The sequence below is a fragment of the Alcanivorax sp. S6407 genome (assembly GCF_023016115.1).
GTDB lineage: Bacteria > Pseudomonadota > Gammaproteobacteria > Pseudomonadales > Alcanivoracaceae > Alcanivorax.
Window position 1 is genome coordinate 29,518 of the sequence record NZ_JALKBH010000008.1, and the last position, 19,848, is coordinate 49,365.

Below are 19,848 nucleotides of genomic sequence, written 5' to 3' on the forward strand. Positions count from 1 at the left end.
GCAGACTCCCACAAAAAGCCAACCCCTCGCCTGCACCCCTGGTCTGGCTTTTGTCTTTCCTTTTCAACTTTAAACTTTCAACTCGCTCCTGCCTTTCCATCGCGTGCAGGCACGCTCCCACAGGTACAGCCAGGCTCAAGGTAGGTGATGAGTCGCGAGTCACGAGAAGCGAGTTTCGAAAGGCAAAAACCTCAAAAAACGCTTTCATTCAAGGTTTTCGCAACTCGAAACTCGTTACTCGCTATTGCCTAATCGCGCCGCCAGCGACGCTCCTGCAGGCTGGGTTTTCCTCGCAGCTCACAGCTCATAGCTAGAAGCTGCCTTTCACCCCACCAACTCATAACACGGCTTGTAAGTAGTGCCCGGCAACTTCATCCGGTGCTGGGTGACAAACGCCTTGAGCAGGCTGTCCAGCTGGGTCATCAGTTCGCCCGGGGCATGCAGCTGATAGGGACCATGCTGCTCGATGGCATGGATGCCCTGTTCTTTCACATTCCCGGCGACGATGCCGGAGAAGGCGCGGCGCAGGTTGGCGGCCAGCTGGTGCACCGGCTGCTCCAGGCTCAGGTCGAGCCCTCCCATGGCGTCATGGGTGGGGATGAACGGCTGCTGGAATTCCAGCGGCACGGTCAGGCGCCAGTTGAAGTAGAAGGCATCATCATTGTCGCGGCGGAACAGGGTCAGCCGGTCGATACCGTGGCACATGGCCATGGCCACTGCAGTCGGGTCGTCGATGATGATCTGGTAGCGATTGGCCGCCTGTGGGCCCAGGGTCGAGCGGATGAAAGCATCCACCTGCTCGAAGTAGGGGGCGCTGCTGGCCGGGCCGGTAAACACCACCGGCAATGGCATGTCGGCATTGTTGGGGTGCATCAGCACGCCCAGCAGGTAGAGAATTTCTTCCGTGGTACCGACGCCGCCGGGGAATACGATGATGCCGTGACCCACACGCAGAAAGGCTTCCAGCCGTTTCTCGATATCCGGCATGATCACCAGTTCGTTGACGATGGGGTTGGGGGCCTCGGCGGCGATGATGCCAGGCTCGGAAATCCCCAGATAGCGACCGCCCTCAAAGCGCTGCTTGGCGTGGGCCACGTGGGCGCCCTTCATGGGGCCCTTCATGGCGCCGGGGCCGCAGCCGGTGCAGATGTCCTTGTGACGCAGGCCCAGCTGGTAGCCCACACTCTTGCTGTAGTCATACTCTTCGCGGGAAATACTGTGCCCGCCCCAGCACACCACCATGTTCGGGGAATAACCGGATTTCAGCGCGCCGGCATTACGCAGGATATGAAATACCGCGTTGGTAATGCCCTGGCTGTTGTTCAGGTCAAAGCTGTCGTTGTTCTGGATTTCGTTGGAGACATAGACAATGTCCCGCAGCACCGCAGACAGGTGCTCACGAATCCCGCGAATCATGCGCCCATCCACAAAGGCGCCAGCCGGGGCGTTTTCCAGCTTGAGCCGCAGGCCGCGGTCTTCCTGGATCACCTCGATGTCGAAATCCTTGTAGGTCTCCAGCACCTCACGGCTGTCGTCGGTGGGGGTGCCGCTGTTCAGTACCGCCAGGGCGCAGCGCCGCAGCAGGTCATGCAGGCCGCTGCCGGAGGTGTCCCGCAGGCGCTCCACCTCGTGCTGGCTGAGCACTTCCAGGGTGCCTTCCGGGGCGACAATCGTCGTTACTGTCTTGGTCATAAAGGGCTTTTCCTCGCAATCAGCCTTTAGGGTAACTGAAAGGCTGGCGGGGTGCTTGTGAAGAAAAGCCGGGGGTGGCTACCGGCTTTTTTACAATCCGGCGGGAACGGTGCTACCCGGTTCGCGTCACAGAAATATCTGCATTGGCACACTGGCTGCATGACCTGTGTCATGAGGCTGACTTGAAAGTGTCTTATTGTGGATGGGTTGCCGATCACGGCATGTAGTCTTTAGTGAGGGAGCAAACCATGTTGCTCAAGTATCTCAATGAACTGGAAATGGCGGTGCAGGCCCTGGCCGACCACCCCGATAGCGACACCATGACCCGCTGCGCGGATTGTGTCGCCACCCTGGATTCTTATCTGGACAGCCAGATGGAGCCGGTGAAGCAGCGCGGACGCGAATTGATGGATGGCCTGATGCCGGCGGAATTGCTGGAGCGGGTGGGGCACTCGGTTCACTGAAAGCCTCAAGCTTCAAGCTGCAACACGAAGCGGAGGTTTGGAGTGGCGGAAACCCTGTGGCTCCGCGCTGCCCGTCAGGGTGGGCCCAGAGCAAAAGCGTTCATTCCTGACCTGGAAGCACCCTGTGTCTGACGGCTCCCGCCTATCAGCGCGTAGCGAGAACCTTTCAGCAACGATCGCCTTTCCCCGTGTTGTAGCTTGTAGCTTGAAGCTTGAAGCTTGCGCCCCTAGCTCTTCCCGCGCCGCTGTCGTAGCGCCTTGTCCCATTCCTCGGGAAACAGGTCTGGCTGCTGGGGCGCTTTCATGTCCCGAAGTCGGGCGCCGATGCCGAGTAACCTTGCCGGCCCCTGGCGGCGTTCCCAGAGCTGCTCGAATAACGCCTCGAAATGCTCCCGGTCCAGGTCTGTGCCGGCCTTGTCGCAGCTCAGGCTGACGAAATCCTGGTATTTCACCTTGGCGGTGAGGCCGCTGATCAGGTAATTCTGGTCCAGTTTGGCAAACCGCTCCTTGAGCTTGTCCAGCAGGGTATCCAGTTCCCGCAGCCACTCTTTCAGAGTGGGCTGATCCTTGTCATAGGTGCGCTCCACGGAGACGGATTTACGCCGTCGGCCGGTCTGCACCGGTCGGTTATCTTCCCCCCGCGAGAGGTGATACAGGCGCTCGCCAAAGCTGCCGAAGGTCTGGGCCAGTTCCAGCCGGCTCAAACCTTGCAGGTCTCCACAGGTGTGCAGTTTGAGGCTGGCCATCTTCTCGGCGGTAACCCTGCCCACCCCGGAGATCTTCTTGACCGGCAGAGTGGCGACAAAGTCCTCCACCTGGGCGGGGGTGATCACGAACAGGCCATCGGGCTTGCGCCAGTCGCTGGCCACCTTGGCGAGAAACTTGTTGGGAGCCACCCCGGCCGAGACGGTAATCCCCAGCTGCTGGCGCACTTCGTTGCGAATCGCCTCGGCAATGCGGGTTGCGCTATTCTCATACTGTTCACTTTGCGAGACATCCAGATACGCTTCGTCCAGTGACAGCGGTTCAATGAGCGCGGTATAACGTTTGAAGATATCGTGGATCTGGGCGGATACCTTGCGATACTTGTCGAAGTTGGGTGGCACGATGATCAGGTCCGGGCACAGTCTCAGGGCCTGGGATGAGGCCATGGCCGAGTGCACACCAAAGTGCCGGGCAGGGTAATTACAGGTGGCAATGACGCCACGTCGGTGGGGATCGCCGCCCACGGCAACCGGCCTGCCGCGCAGGCTCTTGTCATCACGGGTTTCTACGGCGGCATAGAAGCAGTCGCAGTCCACGTGGATGATTTTGCGGGTAGGCGGGGTCATGGTCACCGGGTGTTGGCCAGATTGCAGCAATAAGGAGATTGTACCATCGCCATTACGGAGAACAGCACGCCCCAGGCATTGATTGTCGGGGCCGGGCCCACCGGCCTGACGCTCGGCATCGGGCTGCGCCGGCAGGGCATTGCCTGCACCATTATTGATCGTCTGGAAGCGCCTTCACCCTGGTCCAAGGCGCTGGGGCTGCATTCACGTAGTCTTGAAGTGTTTGCCGCCATGGATGTGCTGGGGCCGGTTCGCAAGGCGTCCCGGGTGCTCAAGGCGGTATCCGTCTACGGTGACAACGGTTTCCTGTTCGAACTGGATCTGACGTCCCTTGATGCCCCTTATCCGTGGGTGCTCAGCTGCCCCCAGTCCCAGGTAGAAGAGATTCTGATCCAGCGCTTCAAGGCCCTGGGTGGCGAGTTGGTGCGCGAGGTAGAACTGCTGGATTTCACCCAGGATGGTTCCGGCGTTACCGCCAGGATCCGCCAGGGTACCGAGACGCAGACCCTGCAGAGTGACGTCATGATTGGCGCCGATGGCGTGGGCTCCACCGTGCGCCAGCAGCTGGGTATCGGCTTCCACGGCGTGGAATACAGCGAGCACTTTCTGCTGGCCGATGTGGACTGGGAAAGCCCCTGGCGCAGCGACAGCTCCCACGGCTTTCTTCAGGAAGAAGGGCTGCTGATTGCCTTGCCCCTGCCGTCGGGCTGGCGTCTGATCATGGCCACCGATACGCCACCGGAAGCACCGCTGGACGTGTCCATCTTTGAGGAGCGGCTGGCGCTGATTCTGGGCGAGAAACCGGATCTGGGCGAGCCGCGCTGGATCAGTGAATTTTCCGTGCAGCGCCGGCTGGCGCAGCATTACCGTCGCAACCGGGTCTATCTGGCCGGCGATGCCGCCCATGTGCAAAGCCCGCTGGGCGCCCAGGGCATGAACACGGGCCTGGCCGATGCCTTCAACCTGAGCTGGAAGCTGGGCTACTACCTGAACGGCTTTGGCAGTGGCGAACTGCTCGACAGCTACGAGCAGGAGCGGCGTCCGGTGGCGGAAAAGATGATCTACGGGGTGGATATGCTGTCCCGGGCGTCGCTGGTGAAGCTGCCGCTGCTGCGCCGCAGCCGTGATTCCCTGCTCAAGCTGGCAGGTGGGCGAAACCGGCTGTCCAGCCGCATCCTGCGCACCGCCAGCCAGCTGGACGTGCACTATCGGCATTCTCCCATCGTCACCAGTGGCCCGGAATCGGAACTGGGCTGGCGCCGGGAAGGGCCGTTGCCGGGGGACCGTCTGCCGGATGCGCCCCTCAAGTCGGTACGAACCGGCCATCTACACCAGCTGCATGACCTGCTGCGAAAGCCGGTGCATCACCTGATTCTGCAATTAAGCGATAACCCGGAACACAACGAGAAGCTGGTGCTCTATGCCTTCAGTGATCGTCTGGGTCAGGACTACCGGGACCGCGCTCACCTCACCGTCGTAGCAGCGCAAGCGACCCCCCATGCTGAAGTCCCCCGTGAAGGTACCACCCGCATCTGGCAGGACCACGAAGGCCACTTCGCCGCCGCCTTCGGCCACGGCCCGCGCCTGTGGCTAATGCGCCCGGACGGACACCTGGCGTATCGGGCGCCGGTGAGCAATGCGGATCACCTTTTGGAGTATCTGGATACGGTGTTGAAAAAAGTTAACAGTGAATAGTGAACAGTTAACAGCGATACCCCAAACCGCCCTGACGAAGCCGCTGTAGGAGCCTATGCTTGCATGGCGATCCGAGCGACAGCGAGGGGGAATAAAGTTTCGAGTTACGAGAAGCGAGTTTCGAAAGGCAGAGTAAAGAAACGCGTCATGTTAGTTGAAATCCATGAGACCGCGCCCGGATTTCGGGCGCGGTCTCATGCGTTTAAAATCAAAAAAAGATAAGAAAAATCTTGACAGAATATGCCGGTCGGGCAGCCTTCACTGTTCACTGTTCACTGTTCACTGTTCACTGTTCACTGTTCACTGTTCACTGTTCACTGTTCACTGTTCACTGTTCACTGTTCACTGTTCACTGTTCACTGTTTTCGATAACGCTGAACAATAAAGTGCGCCGGCATCACCTTGCCCGCCAACTTGCCGATGTCGGCCTTGGCAGACGGTTTGGCGCGCCAGTGGTGGGGGGTCATGGTGAGCAGGTTTTGCAGTTCCTGTTCATCTTCCGGGGTCCATTCGAACTGCACCTCTTCGCTATCGATGAGCGCAAAGCGATCATCAAGGAACTTGCCGGCATCGAAGCCCGACTGACGCACATCCTCGTAAAGCGCCTCTCGCAGCGGCATCAGGTGGTTTTCTCCGGTACCAACGACAATCAGTTCTCCGCCAGGTTTCAGTACCCGGGCAATATCATCCGTGAACAGGCGGGTGAACAGCACCAGCACCCGCGCCATGCTCTCATCAAACAGGGGCAGGCGGGCGCCGCTGGCCACCAGCCAGGTCAGTTGCTTGTTGCGCTTGGCGGCGGCATCGATGGCGAACTTGGAAATATCCACGCCGACCCCGCGCTCCGCACCAAGTTGGCTGGCGAACTGTTCGCTGTACCAACCCTCGCCACAGCCCAGATCCAGCCAGTCGCCGTCCGGTTTAGCGGGCAGCGCTTTCAGCAGCACATCCGCCAGCGGTTGATAGCGCCCGAGATCCAGAAAGGCGGTACGCGCCTGCACCATGGCCTTGTCGTCACCGGGAGAACGGGAACGGCGATGCTGGGCCAGCAACAGGTTGGTGTAGCCGCGCCGGGCGCGGTCGAAGCGATGACCGGCTTCACACTGCCAAGTGTTGTCAGTGAGGGAGAGAGGCAGGTCGCAGCTGGGGCACTTGAGGTTCGGCATGGTCGTGTCAGGTGGCATTGGCAGGCAGAGTGAAACACAGACGTGGGAGGAAGGGTAGGGAGGGGCAAATGACGGGCCTCAAATTCTTGTCAGGAAGGAGGGTTTGGTTTTGAAGTGGGTGAGGCTTATGCTCATCTCACCGTTTTCTTGCCGGAGTTGCATTATGAGTTTGGCCATCGCCCTGCATGTTCTGTCCGTCGTCATCTGGGTGGGCGGCATGTTTTTCGCCTATATGGCCATGCGGCCAGCGGTCGTTGAGGCCATTGATGCGTCGCAGCGAGGCGCGCTCTGGTGTCATACCCTGTCCCGGTTTTTCCGTTGGGTGTGGGTAGCCGTGGTGCTGTTGCTGGCAACCGGGTACTGGATGATCTTCAGCGTATTCGGCGGCATGGCGGGAGCCGGTTGGCATATTCATGCCATGCAAGGCCTGGGGCTGGTGATGATGTTGATCTATTTTCACGTTTATTTTGCCCCTTTCCGGCGTTTGAAGCAGGCCGTGGCCAATCAGGATCCCGAGGAAGCCGGGCGCAGGGTGGGGCAGATCCGCATGTTGGTGGGTACGAACCTCATTCTTGGGCTGATCGTTGTACTGATCGGAGCCGGTGGTCGGTATATGTAGGGAGCCTTCGTCGCAGTCATTTGCTTAGGCTATGCGCCATCAGCAAGTTGGTATCGCCACGCCGGGCGCGGTTGAAGCGATAGCCAGCTTCACACTGCCAGGTGTTGTCAGTGTGAGCCAGCGGTTGATTACAGCTTGGGCACTTGAGGGGAGAAATGAAAACCCGGGGGTAAGTTGAGATCTGAGCCTCTTTTGAAAAACCGCCCACTATATCAACCAAAAGCGTGGCTCGTATGTAGGAATACCGCTCTTTGATCTTTGCCTGACAAGATTGTGGGCAGCCGTTCCCAAAAAACCTTGCTACGCCTTTAACTTTATATCGTTGGTCGTATCTTGCTCCCTTTTACGTCTTGACCAAGGATCACTATGTATAAGAAGGGAATGCAATTATTACTGGGGATGCTGTTTGTATGCGGAGGAGGCGCGCATGCGGGCGATGCGCCGAAATCACCGGCAACGGCTGTAGGAGAGTTGTTAACTGCTCTGAACGCTAAGGTAAATGTTCCATCTCTCTATGGACGCTTGGAAGCTGAGGGTGATGGCTATCACTACGCAGAATATCGTTCCGCGTCTGTTCCAGAAGAACCCTGGGTCGATATTTTTAACAGTAAGCCTGCATGGGATTCCAAAGGCCGCCACTGTGTAAAGCGTTTGATAGGAAAGGATACTTGTCCTGAAAGTCGTCCAGACTTGTTTAGAAAATCCAGCCCGGATGTTTTGAATAGCATCACCGGGACCGTGCTGACTCTGGGGTTAAAGCCTCTATTTGGAAAGATGCCATGGGATGTGCAGGTTGCCTGGGATGAGCTCAATGATGCCCGGCGTGATGCTGAGTCCCGCCTGGATCATGATGCTTTCAAAGCACTGGTTGAGCGCTATCAGGCTGCATGGAAGGACATTATCCGGTTTGAGAATGATGTAAAGTCAGCGATTACCGGCAAGACCAGTGAGGTGTCTCTTGCAATGATGGGGTTTGATGGGGGCGAGGGTGTCCGCGATGACTTCTTTTATGATGTGATGCCGAGCTTCCCTTGGAGAGTAGAGCCTTTGCAGGCAGGGAGTCTTGAAGAACTGGTGCTTGGGCTGGAAATTCTGAGTCGTCGCCTTGCTGATAAAAGCCAGGTGAATGACATAGAGCTTGGTGTGATATGTCCGGGCAGCAGGCTTCAGCATCTTATCAAGGCATCGTCTTGCGATATTTCAGCTGAATGGGATGACGGGCAGGTAGTTAGCCGAGGTCATATGGAGGTCACCCAGTGGAAAATACCCGAGACCATTGTCCTCGAGTATTCCACCAAGGGCGAGGTTCTGGCGGCAGAATTTGAAAACGGACTGTTGTCCATCGTAAATGTTTCAGATAGCGAAGTGAGCGTTCGTCGTGTTGATTTCATGAATGCTGGTGGTGTTAGAAGGCAGCCCATGGCGCAGAATTCCATTAAGCCCGGCAAGCGCCTTTATTATTCGGACATGATTACCAATGGTACTTTTGCTCGGGCTCTGGAAGAAGGGCGAGTACTGAAAGAGCGGCACATGGATGATGAGGAGCAGTTTGGCGTCAGGGTGTTTTATACCCGAGCAGGTGGATCTGCCACTGTCTATTTGACTGAAAAGATGACCGTCAAAGACATCGTGTCAAAGAACATTCAATCGCTGCAGGAGCGAGGTTCGGTTCTAGAGGATGTGGAGCTGTATCAGATGGGTATATATCTCATGCGGTATATGGGAAATCGTTCCGCAAGAGACAAGTTGATTGAGTTGGTCATGAGTAAACAAGACCGGCAGATAGCTGAAGCTGATGAGTGACGTCTCCGGTGTCGACAGGTAGTTAAAAAAGGCCAGCAGTTTGCTGGCCTTTTTTTAGATTGGACTCGTTGTTTTCTTCAGTCTTTGCGGCGCAGCCCCAAGAGCGTCATCAGCCCGAGTAGTGCCATCGGCAGGCTTCCTCCACCACTACTGCTGCTCACCAACGACGTTGAAGGTGATGGAATTGTCGGGCAGGTGGGCAGGTCTTCGCGGCTGAAGTCCAGCGCTACTGTGGTAGACAGGGTGGAACCGACGGTAAAACCATTATCGTTCTCCACTGCAACCTGCAGACTTTCCTGAGTGTCCGATGCGGCGGTGACGGCGATGACGGCTGATAGCTCCGTGTCTGCCTCCAGCTGCCCCACGGTACAGGTGAACTGGTTAAGTTCGTCGACGCTGCAGTTGGGCGAGGCCTTGCCAAGCAGTGTCAGGCTTTCCGGCAGGGTGCCGGTGACCACGCTGCCTTCAGAGTGAATTGTCATACTGCTGTTGGACAGGGTGGCTTCCACGCGCATTTGCACGCTACTGTCACCTGGATTGAGACAGAAGGGCTCGGCGGCAATGCTGACAGTGGGATAGCCGAAGAACAGCGATACCTGGCCGCTATCGTTGAGGCGGTGGTAGTCACGGTACTCGTCCAGGGTAACCTCTACAGTCAAGGTTTCAGATCCCGTTTCCCGGCTCAAGTCATCCAGCGCGGAAAAGGCCAAGGCCTTGCTGCTGTTACCAGGAATGGCATCCCCTGAGTAGAAGCATGACAGCTTTGTGGAGCCCTCAGTGGCGCAGCTCAGGTCGTCTTCCAGCTCGGTGAGAGTCAGTGACTTGCTATGCTCAATGGTGATGGCAAAGCCGGTGGCTGCGCTGTTGCCATTGTTGGTGATGGTCACGGCAAAGGGGATGGTTGAGACTCCCTGATAGTGCAGGGTGTCTTCGGGGATGGTCAGATCCCGCAGCGGACGCTGAATGGAGCTGACTTGTTCGATCCAGCCCAGGAAGCTGGAAACCCGGGAATAGCCTCCAGGTACTTCGGCATCGCCACAGGTGCCGCCAAAACTGGTGATGCCCACTTGAGGGTGATCATTGGACGGTGTGGTGCCGAAGAACAGGGGGCCACCGCTATCACCTTGACAGGAATCCTCACCAAAGGGGTCTTGTTCTACAGGATCCGGATCAGGCTCATTGGCACAGATCATGGAGCTGAAGATGGTGCCGCCGCCGGCCAGGTTATACAGATTCTGGCAAATGGGATTGGGAACAAAATCCAGCGCTACTTCCTGTAATTCGGTGGGGTATTGTGGGGTGTCATCCTCGCTATATGTGATCACTCCCCAGCCCAGAGCGGCGAGAATGTCGTCGTAGTCTGGTGAGTCAGACACCAGAGCATCGGTGCTATCCAGAGCTAGCACCCCGGTGCCTACACTGGAAAGACCGGGGTCTGCGAATTCGCCCAGTCGAATCAGGGCAATGTCATTGCGGGTCGTGGGCGGGATGTAATCGGGGTGGATGTAAACCTGGGCGGCATCCTTGAGTTGCGAACTGTTCTCCGGGATGTCCAGAGTCTGGCTGCCCACCAGGATTTCCAGATCATGCACTGGCATGCCGTCGACGCAGTGAGCGGCAGTCAGCACCCAGTCTTTTGACAGTAGAGTGCCGCCACAGAATTGGGCCTGGAAGACGGGGTCTGCAGAGGCTTGCTGTTTTCGGCTTTTGCTGATCAAGGCAACCAGCGTTTTCCAGGCGGGGGCCGCTTTCTCGCCACCGACAATACGCGGTGTGGCCGTATTGGCTATCAATGGCTGGCAGACAAGCAGTGACGCCAGTGCGAAGCCTGTTTTTCGGATCATTGATTTCCCCCGTTACATCCTTGATAAGACGATTATTATGTTCTTGCGTAATGGTTTATACAGGAACGAGCCTACACTTTAACGCAGCCATTGAGCCGGGTTGTCATCGGCTTTTCTGCCCCCATTACCCTGTAGCGCCCATCTCCATATTATCTGCTGCTCTGATTGTCTCACGTACTGCTCCCGGGAGTCTTTTATGGCCACATCTATTCCCTTTTCCCTGCTGGAACTGGCGTCCGTCCGCGAGGGCGACACTATCGGGCAGACGCTGGAGAACAGTGTGGCTTATGCCCGGCATGCGGAGTCTCTGGGGTTCCGGCGTTTCTGGCTGGCTGAGCATCACAACATGCAGGGCATCAGCAGTGCTGCTACCTCGGTGTTGATCGGGCATATTGCTGGTCAGACCGAGTCTATCCGGGTGGGCTCCGGCGGGGTGATGCTGCCCAATCATCCACCACTGGTAATTGCCGAGCAGTACGGCACCCTGGAAATTCTTTACCCGGGCCGGATTGATCTGGGCCTGGGGCGGGCGCCGGGCACGGACCCGTTGACCAGCCGGGCGTTGCGACGGGATGGCATTGGTGCTGAGCAATTCCCGCAGGATGTGGCAGAGCTGCAGCGCTTGCTCGGCCCGTTGGATGCCTCCCAGGGGGTCAACGCCATTCCCGGGGCGGGCACCGAGGTGCCGATCTGGTTGCTGGGGTCCAGCCTGTACAGCGCCCAGCTGGCCGCGCAGCTGGGGCTGGCCTATGCCTTTGCCGGCCATTTTGCGCCGCGTCTGTACCGTGAGGCCTTGCGTATTTACCGGGAGCAGTTCCAGCCGTCGGCGAAGCTGAACAAGCCCCATGCCATGCTGGCGGTACCTGCGGTGCCGGCGGACTCTGTTGAGGAAGCCCGTTTCCTCAGTACCACCAGCTATCAGCGCATCCTTGCCCTGTTTCGCGGCCAGCCCCTGTGGATGCGTCCGCCGGTACAAAGCATGGCCGGGCTGTGGAGTCCCCAGGAGGAGGCCGGGGTGAAAGGCTTCCTGGGCCTACAGCTGCTCGGCGATGCCGCAGTCATCGAAGAGCAGTTGGCGCAGCTGCTGGAGACAGTGGAAGTGGATGAGTTGATGGTGACGGTGGATCTCTATGATCCGGTCAAGCGTCGCCATGCACTGGATATCCTGGCATCGTTGCCGCAGTTTGAGGGCGTTGGCGGGAGCGAGTAACGAGTTTCGAAAGGCAAGTTCAAAGGCGGTTTTTCCACAGAGGGCACAGAGTTCACTGAAGGACGCTCTTTGAAACCTGTGGTAAAGCCGCTTTTGGCGGCCGATTATCGCGGTGAAACCACCGCTCCCACGAATCGCTTGGCGATGTAGGAGCGGTCGTTCGACCGCGATGCTACTCAGCGTAAATCTGGCAGGGGATTCTCAAAGCGCTTCAGGTATTCCTTGCCGATCTCAATGGCGCCCACGTTGTTCAGGTGGCTTTCGTCCCGGTACAGGGGGATGCCGTTGAGTATGGTCTGGCAGCGCGCCTCATCACAAAGCACCTTGCGCGGATTGACCCAGATGACGTCCGGATGCTGTTGGCTGACGGTGCGTTTGAAGCGATAGAAGTTTTCCAGTTCGTTTTCCACTTCCACGGCACTCACGGTGCAGTCCTTCATGCTTTTCAGCAAGCATTCCGCATAGGAGGAAGACGGCAGTTCCGGCACGTCCTCCAGCACAATCACCTTGTGCCCCTTGTCTTCCAGCCAGCTGATGGTGTCCACAAAGGCATCTTCGAACACCGGGCTTCTCAGATAGGAATTCCACCAGGCTCCCAGGAACACGGTCATGGGGCGTTGGCTGAGGTATTCGCTCAGTGCGCGGTTACGCGCCACCTGGGTGGGATCCACCGCCTGAATCTGTTCTGCCAAAGCTGTGGGCAGGAAGGGGGTGGAGGCGCGGGTGACCATCAGCATGGAGTAGCCCTTGCCCTCGATCAGTTGCTCCACGAATCCGATCTGGGCGATGCCGTGGGAATCGCCGATCAGCATGCTGTTGGGTTGGCCATCGGCGGATGCTTCGCCAAACAGGCAGGCCTTGCTCTGGTTGAACGCCACCGGGTCGCCCTTGAAGCAGCGCTTGTAGAGATCAGCGGGGTTGTTGTTGGCGATGATTTTGTACAGCTCGCGGCGCTCTTCCGGAATCCGGAAGCTGAGATCGTCAGCGATACGGATGGTGGACTGAATGGCCCAGATGATCAGCAGCGGGGTGAAGACCAGAATCCAGAAAGACTTTTTCAGGCTCCAGGGGCGGTGGCGGAAACGATTCTCCACGAACCGGTAGCTGAGCCAGGACACCAGCACCACTGCCACCATTAAGGCAATGCGGTTCAGGGCGGTGAGTTCCAGCAGCTGGTAATGCATCAGCGCCACCGGTGGCCAGTGCCACAGGTACATGGAGTAGGAGATGCCACCGAAGAAAACCATTACCGGCAGGCTCAACAGGCGTGCGCTGAACGTGGCGGGCTGGTGCAGGCCGGCATAGATCACCATGGCGGTGCCGAGAGTGGGCCACAGGGCATTCCACCCCGGGAAAACATCATGTTTGCTGATCAGCAAGGCGGTGGCGATGACCATGGCCAGGCCAGCCACGGACAGCAGTTCTGCCACCGGGCGGTTCAGTCGCGGTAGCTGGGTAGCAAACAGGGCTACGCCAGTGCCGAGCATGAATTCGAACAAGCGCGCCGGCAGCAGGTAGTAGGCTGCGGCAGGCCATTGGTTGGCCATGTAGACGGAGAGGGCAAAGGTGGCGACAAGGGTGATCTTGAAAGGCCAGCGACCCGCGCCGCCCTTGCCAAAGCGGTAAGCGAGATAAAGCGTCAGCGGCCAGATCAGGTAGAGCTGCTCTTCCACCGCCAGTGACCAGGTGTGAAGCAGGGAGAGCGATCGGGTCTCGGGGGCAAAATACTGGGTCAACTCACTGAAATAGTAGAGGTTGCTGATGCCAATCAGGGAGGAGAGCCAGCTCTTGGCAAAGATGTAATAGGCTTCGCCAATGTAGAACGGCGAAATCATCAGGAAGGTAACGGTGGATACCAGCAGAAACAGAGGCACCAGACGGCGGATACGGCGGGCGTAGAAGTCCTTGAAGCTGAAGGTGCCCTTGGCAAAGGCCCTCTGCAGTAGCTGGGTGATCACAAACCCGGAGATGACGAAGAATACATCTACGCCGATAAAGCCGCCGGTAATACCGGGCACCTCGAAGTGATAGAGGATGACAAGAATCACCGCCAGCGCGCGCAAGCCCTCAATATCGGCGCGGTAGCCCGGTTTGTTATCGACCATGTTGTTCCCGACTGACAGGTAAAGCGGGGAGAATATAGGGCGTCAGGGCGGGGAACAAGGGCGGCGGCGCAGGGCCAGGGTGCCGAGCAAAGCCAGCATCCCCGGCCACCAGGGTCCGCCACTGCTGCCGCTGGACGGTGCAACGGTGGGGGCAGGGCTGTAGCTGATGGTCTGTGTCTGGGTGGTGTCGCCGGCCGGGACATCCTGCTCGTTGAGCGTGGCCTGAAACGTCAGGCTGCGACTCGTGCCATTGTTGCTGTCGATTTGCAGATTAAGGGTCTTGCTGCTTTCCATGGCCAGGTCTCCCAGCGGACAGCGAATCGGACTGGTTCCGGTGCAGCCCAGGGTTGCCGCGTTGTTCAGGCTCATGCCCGTGGGCAGGGTGAACAGCAGTGCGGTCCCGCTGGCCGGGTTGAGCGTGGACAGATTACTGAGGGTGACGGCCACGATGGCGCGGTTGGTGGTGCGGCTGGTCTGGCGAACAGAAAGCGCAAGATCCGGGTTGTTGGAGAACACCACGACCTGCTGCAGGGTATTGTTGCGGCGTCGGTAGTCTTCCTGATCGGCGGTTCCCTGCACGGTAACGGTAATCACCTGATTCTGGCCATTATTGCCATACAGAATCAGCGACTGGTTGCGGCTGCCGGAGAGGCTGGATACCGGTGAGCAGCGATTGCCGCTGAGCAGGCCGCCGCTGCAGTTGCTCCACTGGGCTGTGGCGATGACACCACCCGACAGTGAATAACTGAGTGTGGGATTGCTGATGGCACTGGCGCTGTTGTTTTTCAGCGTCATCGTCAGGTTACGACTGGAATCGGGTGCATTGTAGAAGCGTGCTGGTGGTGTGCTGCTCCAGAGCAGCTCGAGATCCAGCAGAGGGAATCCGGCAGAGGCTGTCAGCGTTTCCAGCTCACCGGTTTCGGCTGCCAGGTGGGTGTACCCCCCGGGGGCACCCGTCGCACAGTTGCGCTCGCCAAAACTGGTAATGCCGGCCACCCATGGGGAGCGATCCCTGCCCAGGAACAGGGGGCCGCCACTGTCACCGAAACAGGTGTCCTGGTTGTTGCCGCTGACCGGATTCTGTTCGGCCGCACAAATAACAAAGTCGGAAATCGTCAGTCCGGACAGTTCCCGGCACAGGCTGCGAGGAAGGTAATCCAGCTGGACTTCCTGCAGATCGTTACTGAGACCGTTGCCGGTTTCTCCCCATCCCAGCGCGGTAACGGCTTCATCCCGCTGCTCGAAGGGTGCGGCTTCCAGACGAAGATAATCCTCTAAAGGAATGATACTGGGCCACTGACTGTTGTTGCGTGCCGGAATACGTACCAGGGCGAGGTCGTGATTCAGGTTGCTGTATTGTCGATGGACGAGGACCTGCTGAGCCTGAATACCGGTGGCTGGAACGTTATTGCGATCGGTATCCCCAATAAAGGCATACACATTACTGGCCGGGACCGGGTCTCCGTTCGGGTATTCCATGCAATGGGCAGCGGTGAGCAGCCAGCGGGTGCTTAGCTGGCTGGCGCCACACAACAGGTACCCCCCCGTCAGGTTTGGGTCGGTAATGGCCAGTTGTGCCATCCATGGCCACCGATTCACCGGCGCATCCATCCCCCCGACAATCCTAGGGGTAGCCACGTTGTTGTCAGCGGCATTTGCCGGTGGGTAGATGGCCGCCAGTGCCAGAGTGACACTGACGGTTAATAGGCGCAGGCACTGCATCAGAATGTCTCTGTTGAGCTTTCATGCAGTGTACCGGGCGGGCTTCCGTGATTGTGTGAAGGTATGTATCGACTCGTCAGTGAATCGGTGCCGCGTGGGCCAGCCAGTGGCCTTCGTCTTCACTGGTGCGGGCCATGCTTTGCTCAAGATGGGCCAGAGCCTGCTCCAGGGCCACATCCCCGTCGGAAAGCGTCATCAGGGCGGCACGCATACCCGGGTGGCGGTCGCGAAGGTCATTGAGCAGCTGTTCGGCTGCAGCCGTAGCCGTGCAGGGTAGCAGTAGTGCCAGCTGGGTCTCGTCGTAACGGGCAGCCACGTCACTGCGACGAATGCGCTGGGCGACCTGGTCGGACAGCTGCGGCAGTTCGCCATGCTGGATCAACACCAGCGTCAGCGGGGAGGAAATGCGGTCATGCAGGGGAACAAGCCAGCCGGCGGTGCTGACCAGCGCTTCGCGACTGATGAAATCGGTATCCGGATCCCGCCAGGTGGCTTCCAGTGCCGCCCGTGCCAGCACCTGGTTGCGCCAGATCATCAGGCCGAAATACAGCATGCAGATGCTGAGCGCGGCCATCAGGAACAGACTGGCGGAGCTGTCCGGGGTAGAGGCATAACTCAACCGGATGGGCAGCACGATGGCGAGTACCACTTCGGCACCGGCCAGCATGATCAGGAAGCGCTTCAGCCCGTGCAGCAGCCCGTTGCTGAGCACGGCGACAAACAACAGCGCCATGGTGGGCGGGGGGCTGCCGGCATCCAGCAGCATAACGATGCCCAGGGTAATCAGGTCCAGTGCCGAGGCAAACGCGTCGCCATTGGCTGGACGCCAGACCAGTAGGCCCAGCTGCATTCCTACATAAGCAAAAAACAGCAACCACGGAGTGGCCTGGGGCAGGGAGAAGTAAAACTGGTCCGTATTGTGAAAGTAAATCACGGCCAGCAGGGCAAACAGCGTTCTGGCCAGGTACTGCATCAGCACGACACCCTGGTCAGACGTGATGCGGCTTGTTGTACTCATAATACTTCGTCCCTGTTTCTGAAGGCGCCTATGTTGCGATAGCCGGACAGAGGAATAAAGATGCCTGCAGGGGTAATCTTGTTAAAACTGTTATGTGAATCCGCAAAACTGTCATAACAGGTCAGATTTGATACGCATTTCAAGGAGGCAGTGTGGATCCCAACGTGAATGCACCATTACGGGACAATGTTCGTTTGCTGGGCGATCTTCTTGGTGAATGTCTGCGCCAGCAGGCAGGAGAAGATCTCTTCAATACCATTGAGCAGATCCGCAAGGCATCAGTGGCCACCCGCAGTGAGCAGGGCGCGCCGCTATCGACACTAAAGGATCTGCTATCGCCATTGGACGACGACACCCTGCTGGAAGTGGCGCGGGCTTTCAGTCAGTTCCTCAATCTGAGCAACATTGCCGAGCAGCACCACCGCGAGCGCCTGCATCGCCAACACCAGCGCTACCCGGGTGATCCCGGTGGGGATCAGGGCCTGCTGGATGTGCTCGACCGACTCAAGGAACAAGGCATCCCGGATGCGCAGCTCGGCGAAACCCTGCATGAGCTGTCTGTGGAACTGGTGCTGACCGCTCACCCCACCGAAGTGACCCGCCGTACCCTGATTCGCAAATATGACCAGATGGCGGATCTGCTCGGTGAGCTGGATCGTGTGGATCTCAATGATGAGGAGCGGCGTATCCTGCGTGGCCGGTTGCGTCGCGTCATTCTCGCCGCCTGGACCACTGATGAGATCCGCCGGGAAAAACCGACCCCGGTGGACGAAGCCAAGTGGGGTTTTGCCACCATCGAGCAATCCTTGTGGCAGGCAGTGCCAGACATGGCCCGGCAGTTGGAGATCCACCTGGCTGACCGCGGGCTGCCGCTGCCGCCCACTGACTGGGCGCCGGTGAAACTGGCTTCCTGGATGGGCGGCGACCGGGATGGCAATCCCAACGTGACCGCGGCCGTGACCCGGGATGTGCTGCTGTTGGCACGCTGGATGGCGGCGGATCTGTATCTGCGTGACATTGAAAACCTGCTGGCGGACCTGTCCATGGAAGCTGCCAGCGAGGAACTGCTGGCTGTCACCGGCCCCAGCCACGAACCCTATCGGGTATTGCTCCGTGAAGTGCGTGCACGGTTGCGGCTGACCCGTCGGCAACTGGAAGCCCGGGTGGACGGATTGCCCGAGCCTGACGGCGAAGGTTATGTGTACCGCGACCAGCTGATGGCGCCACTGAAGCTGATCGATCAGTCGCTCCGTGAAGTGGGCCTGGCGGATATCGCCAACGGCGATCTGAAAAATACCCTGCGTCGCCTCAACTGTTTCGGCATTACCTTGCTGCGGCTGGATATTCGCCAGGAATCTACCCGTCATAGCGACGCCCTGGATGCCATTACCCGCTATCTGAAACTGGGCAGTTACCACCAGTGGGATGAAGAGCAGCGCCAGGCTTTCCTCATTGATGAGTTGCAAGCCCGCCGTCCGCTGATTGATGCCAGTTTCCACACTAGCGAGGAGTGCAGTCAGGACGTCGGCGAAGTGCTGAAGACCTGCGCCGTGATCGCCGAGCAGGGCAGTGAAGGATTGGGGGCCTATGTGATTTCCATGGCGACCACTCCCTCGGATGTACTGGCAGTGATGTTGCTGCAGAAAATCGCCGGGGTCGCCGAGCCCATGCGGGTGGTGCCGCTGTTCGAAACCCTGTCCGATCTGGATGGCGCCGAACACACCATGCGTGCCCTGATGGACATTCCCTTTTACAAGGCGCGGGTAGAGAAGGGACAGGAGGTGATGATCGGCTATTCCGATTCCGCCAAGGATGCCGGTTTTCTCGGCGCGGCCTGGGCCCAGTACCGTGCCCAGGAAAAACTCACCGCCCTGTTTGCCGAACATGGCATTCCGCTCACCCTGTTTCATGGTCGCGGTGGTTCCATTTCTCGCGGCGGGGCGCCCTCGCGAATGGCGCTGCTGTCGCAGCCGCCGGGATCGGTGGCCGGGCGTATCCGGGTCACCGAGCAGGGTGAGGTGATTCGCTTCAAATACGGCCGTCCGTCTGTGGCGGTTTTCAATCTGACCCAGTATGTGGCGGCCACCCTGGAAGCCACCCTGTTGCCACCCTGCGTGCCGCAGCCGGCCTGGCGGGAACAGATGCAAACGCTCACCGATGTGTCGGTGGCTGGCTATCGCGGCGTGGTGCGTGACGAGCCGGAACTGGTCCGTTACCTGCGCACGGTAACTCCGGAAACCGAGCTCTCACGGCTGGCACTGGGCAGCCGCCCGGCAAGGCGCAAGGCCGATGCGGGTATCAGCTCGCTGAGGGCGATCCCGTGGGTGTTCGCCTGGACCCAGATTCGTCTCATGCTGCCGGCTTGGCTGGGCACCGGTGGCGCGCTGGAAGAGGCGCTGGCAGACAGCGGCCAGGCGGCCACCGTGCGAGACATGGCCGACCACTGGCCGTTCTTCCAGGGCGTGGTGGACATGCTGGAAATGGTACTGGCCAAGGCGGATCTGAACGTGGCGAGCTGGTACGAACAGCGGCTGGCCGGCAATGACGAAGGGCTGCAGGCGCTGGGCGAAGTACTGCGGGAAAAACTGTCCTCGTGCGTGGAGGCTCTCAGTGGACTGACGGGTCGTGAAGACCTGCTGGAAAACAACCCGGTGATGCGCTGGTCCATCCGCGTGCGGGACCCGTACACCGATCCGCTGCATCTGCTGCAAGCCGAGCTGATGGCGCGCCTGCGCGGTCACGATGGCGACGAAACCCTGGAAAGCGCCTTGATGGTAACTATTGCCGGGATCGCGGCGGGGCTGCGCAACACGGGCTGAAAAGGCAGTGAACAGTTAACAGTGAATAGTGAACAGTTGCGCGGGAGGGCGCGGCGGGAGCGGAAAGGCCGTGCCCGCGCATCACTGTGGGGGGCGCCGTAGGAGCCTGCCTGCAGGCGATCCTTTAGAGCGACGAACCGGCGTAGCGAGTACCGAGTTTCGAGTTACGAAAATCAAAACCCATGGAAGCGGAAAGGTTTGGGTTTTCGAAACTCGTGACTCGCCACTCGCTTCTATACCCTATCCCTCGCTGTCGCTCGGATCGCTTGCAGGCAAGCTCCCACAGCGGAGCCTCCCTCGTAGGGCGGAAATGCCTCAGGGCATCTCCGCCGTCCAGCCTTACCGCAGCTCCCAAAGCCA

At 58.9% G+C, this 19,848-nt stretch carries 13 protein-coding genes; 6 read left to right on the plus strand and 7 right to left on the minus strand.

Annotated features, from left to right (window positions below; translation table 11 throughout):
* Positions 1–324: 324 nt before the first annotated feature.
* Entirely contained in the window at positions 325–1,692 is a 1,368-nt protein-coding gene (gene ppnN / locus MWU49_RS15445) for a nucleotide 5'-monophosphate nucleosidase PpnN (protein WP_246974033.1), read from the minus strand.
* A gap of 248 nt (positions 1,693–1,940) precedes the next feature.
* Here ppnN and MWU49_RS15450 point away from each other — a divergent pair, with 248 nt between their 5' ends.
* The gene (locus MWU49_RS15450; RefSeq protein WP_246974035.1) at positions 1,941–2,156 is read left to right on the plus strand and encodes a hypothetical protein; all 216 of its coding nucleotides are present in this window, start codon (positions 1,941–1,943) and stop codon (positions 2,154–2,156) included.
* 227 nt (positions 2,157–2,383) lie between these two features.
* Here the strand turns inward: MWU49_RS15450 and dinB are convergent, their stop codons facing one another.
* Entirely contained in the window at positions 2,384–3,487 is a 1,104-nt protein-coding gene (dinB, locus tag MWU49_RS15455; protein ID WP_246974037.1) for a DNA polymerase IV, read from the minus strand.
* 78 nt (positions 3,488–3,565) lie between these two features.
* Here dinB and MWU49_RS15460 point away from each other — a divergent pair, with 78 nt between their 5' ends.
* Entirely contained in the window at positions 3,566–5,182 is a 1,617-nt protein-coding gene (locus tag MWU49_RS15460) for an FAD-dependent monooxygenase (protein ID WP_246974039.1), read from the plus strand.
* Between the two features lie 356 nt (positions 5,183–5,538).
* On the opposite strand, the gene MWU49_RS15465 is transcribed toward MWU49_RS15460, so the two are convergent.
* Positions 5,539–6,348, minus strand: coding sequence for a putative RNA methyltransferase (locus tag MWU49_RS15465; RefSeq protein ID WP_246974042.1), 810 nt, complete (start codon positions 6,346–6,348; stop codon positions 5,539–5,541).
* A 163-nt stretch (positions 6,349–6,511) separates the two neighbouring features.
* On the opposite strand from MWU49_RS15465, the gene MWU49_RS15470 reads away from it, so the two are divergent.
* Entirely contained in the window at positions 6,512–6,967 is a 456-nt protein-coding gene (locus MWU49_RS15470) for a CopD family protein (RefSeq protein WP_246974046.1), read from the plus strand.
* 366 nt (positions 6,968–7,333) lie between these two features.
* Positions 7,334–8,770, plus strand: coding sequence for a hypothetical protein (locus tag MWU49_RS15475; RefSeq protein WP_246974049.1), 1,437 nt, complete (start codon positions 7,334–7,336; stop codon positions 8,768–8,770).
* A 77-nt stretch (positions 8,771–8,847) separates the two neighbouring features.
* Here the strand turns inward: MWU49_RS15475 and MWU49_RS15480 are convergent, their stop codons facing one another.
* The gene (locus tag MWU49_RS15480; RefSeq protein ID WP_246974052.1) at positions 8,848–10,614 is read right to left on the minus strand and encodes a serine protease; all 1,767 of its coding nucleotides are present in this window, start codon (positions 10,612–10,614) and stop codon (positions 8,848–8,850) included.
* Positions 10,615–10,810: 196 nt separating this feature from the next.
* Here MWU49_RS15480 and MWU49_RS15485 point away from each other — a divergent pair, with 196 nt between their 5' ends.
* A complete protein-coding gene (locus MWU49_RS15485; protein ID WP_246974054.1) occupies positions 10,811–11,824 on the plus strand; it encodes an LLM class flavin-dependent oxidoreductase in 1,014 nt (337 codons plus the stop codon).
* A 176-nt stretch (positions 11,825–12,000) separates the two neighbouring features.
* Here the strand turns inward: MWU49_RS15485 and MWU49_RS15490 are convergent, their stop codons facing one another.
* The 3 genes from MWU49_RS15490 to MWU49_RS15500 form a co-directional block, all read right to left on the minus strand.
* Positions 12,001–13,929, minus strand: a complete 1,929-nt coding sequence (locus tag MWU49_RS15490; RefSeq protein ID WP_246974056.1) for an acyltransferase family protein — start codon at positions 13,927–13,929, stop codon at positions 12,001–12,003.
* 42 nt (positions 13,930–13,971) lie between these two features.
* A complete protein-coding gene (locus MWU49_RS15495) occupies positions 13,972–15,651 on the minus strand; it encodes a serine protease (protein WP_246974059.1) in 1,680 nt (559 codons plus the stop codon).
* 76 nt (positions 15,652–15,727) lie between these two features.
* On the minus strand, positions 15,728–16,669 hold the full coding sequence (locus tag MWU49_RS15500) for a GGDEF domain-containing protein (RefSeq protein WP_246974061.1): 942 nt from the start codon (positions 16,667–16,669) through the stop codon (positions 15,728–15,730).
* Between the two features lie 152 nt (positions 16,670–16,821).
* On the opposite strand from MWU49_RS15500, the gene ppc reads away from it, so the two are divergent.
* Complete coding sequence (gene ppc, locus MWU49_RS15505) at positions 16,822–19,488, plus strand: phosphoenolpyruvate carboxylase (protein WP_246974063.1); 2,667 nt, start codon at positions 16,822–16,824, stop codon at positions 19,486–19,488.
* Positions 19,489–19,848: the final 360 nt, after the last annotated feature.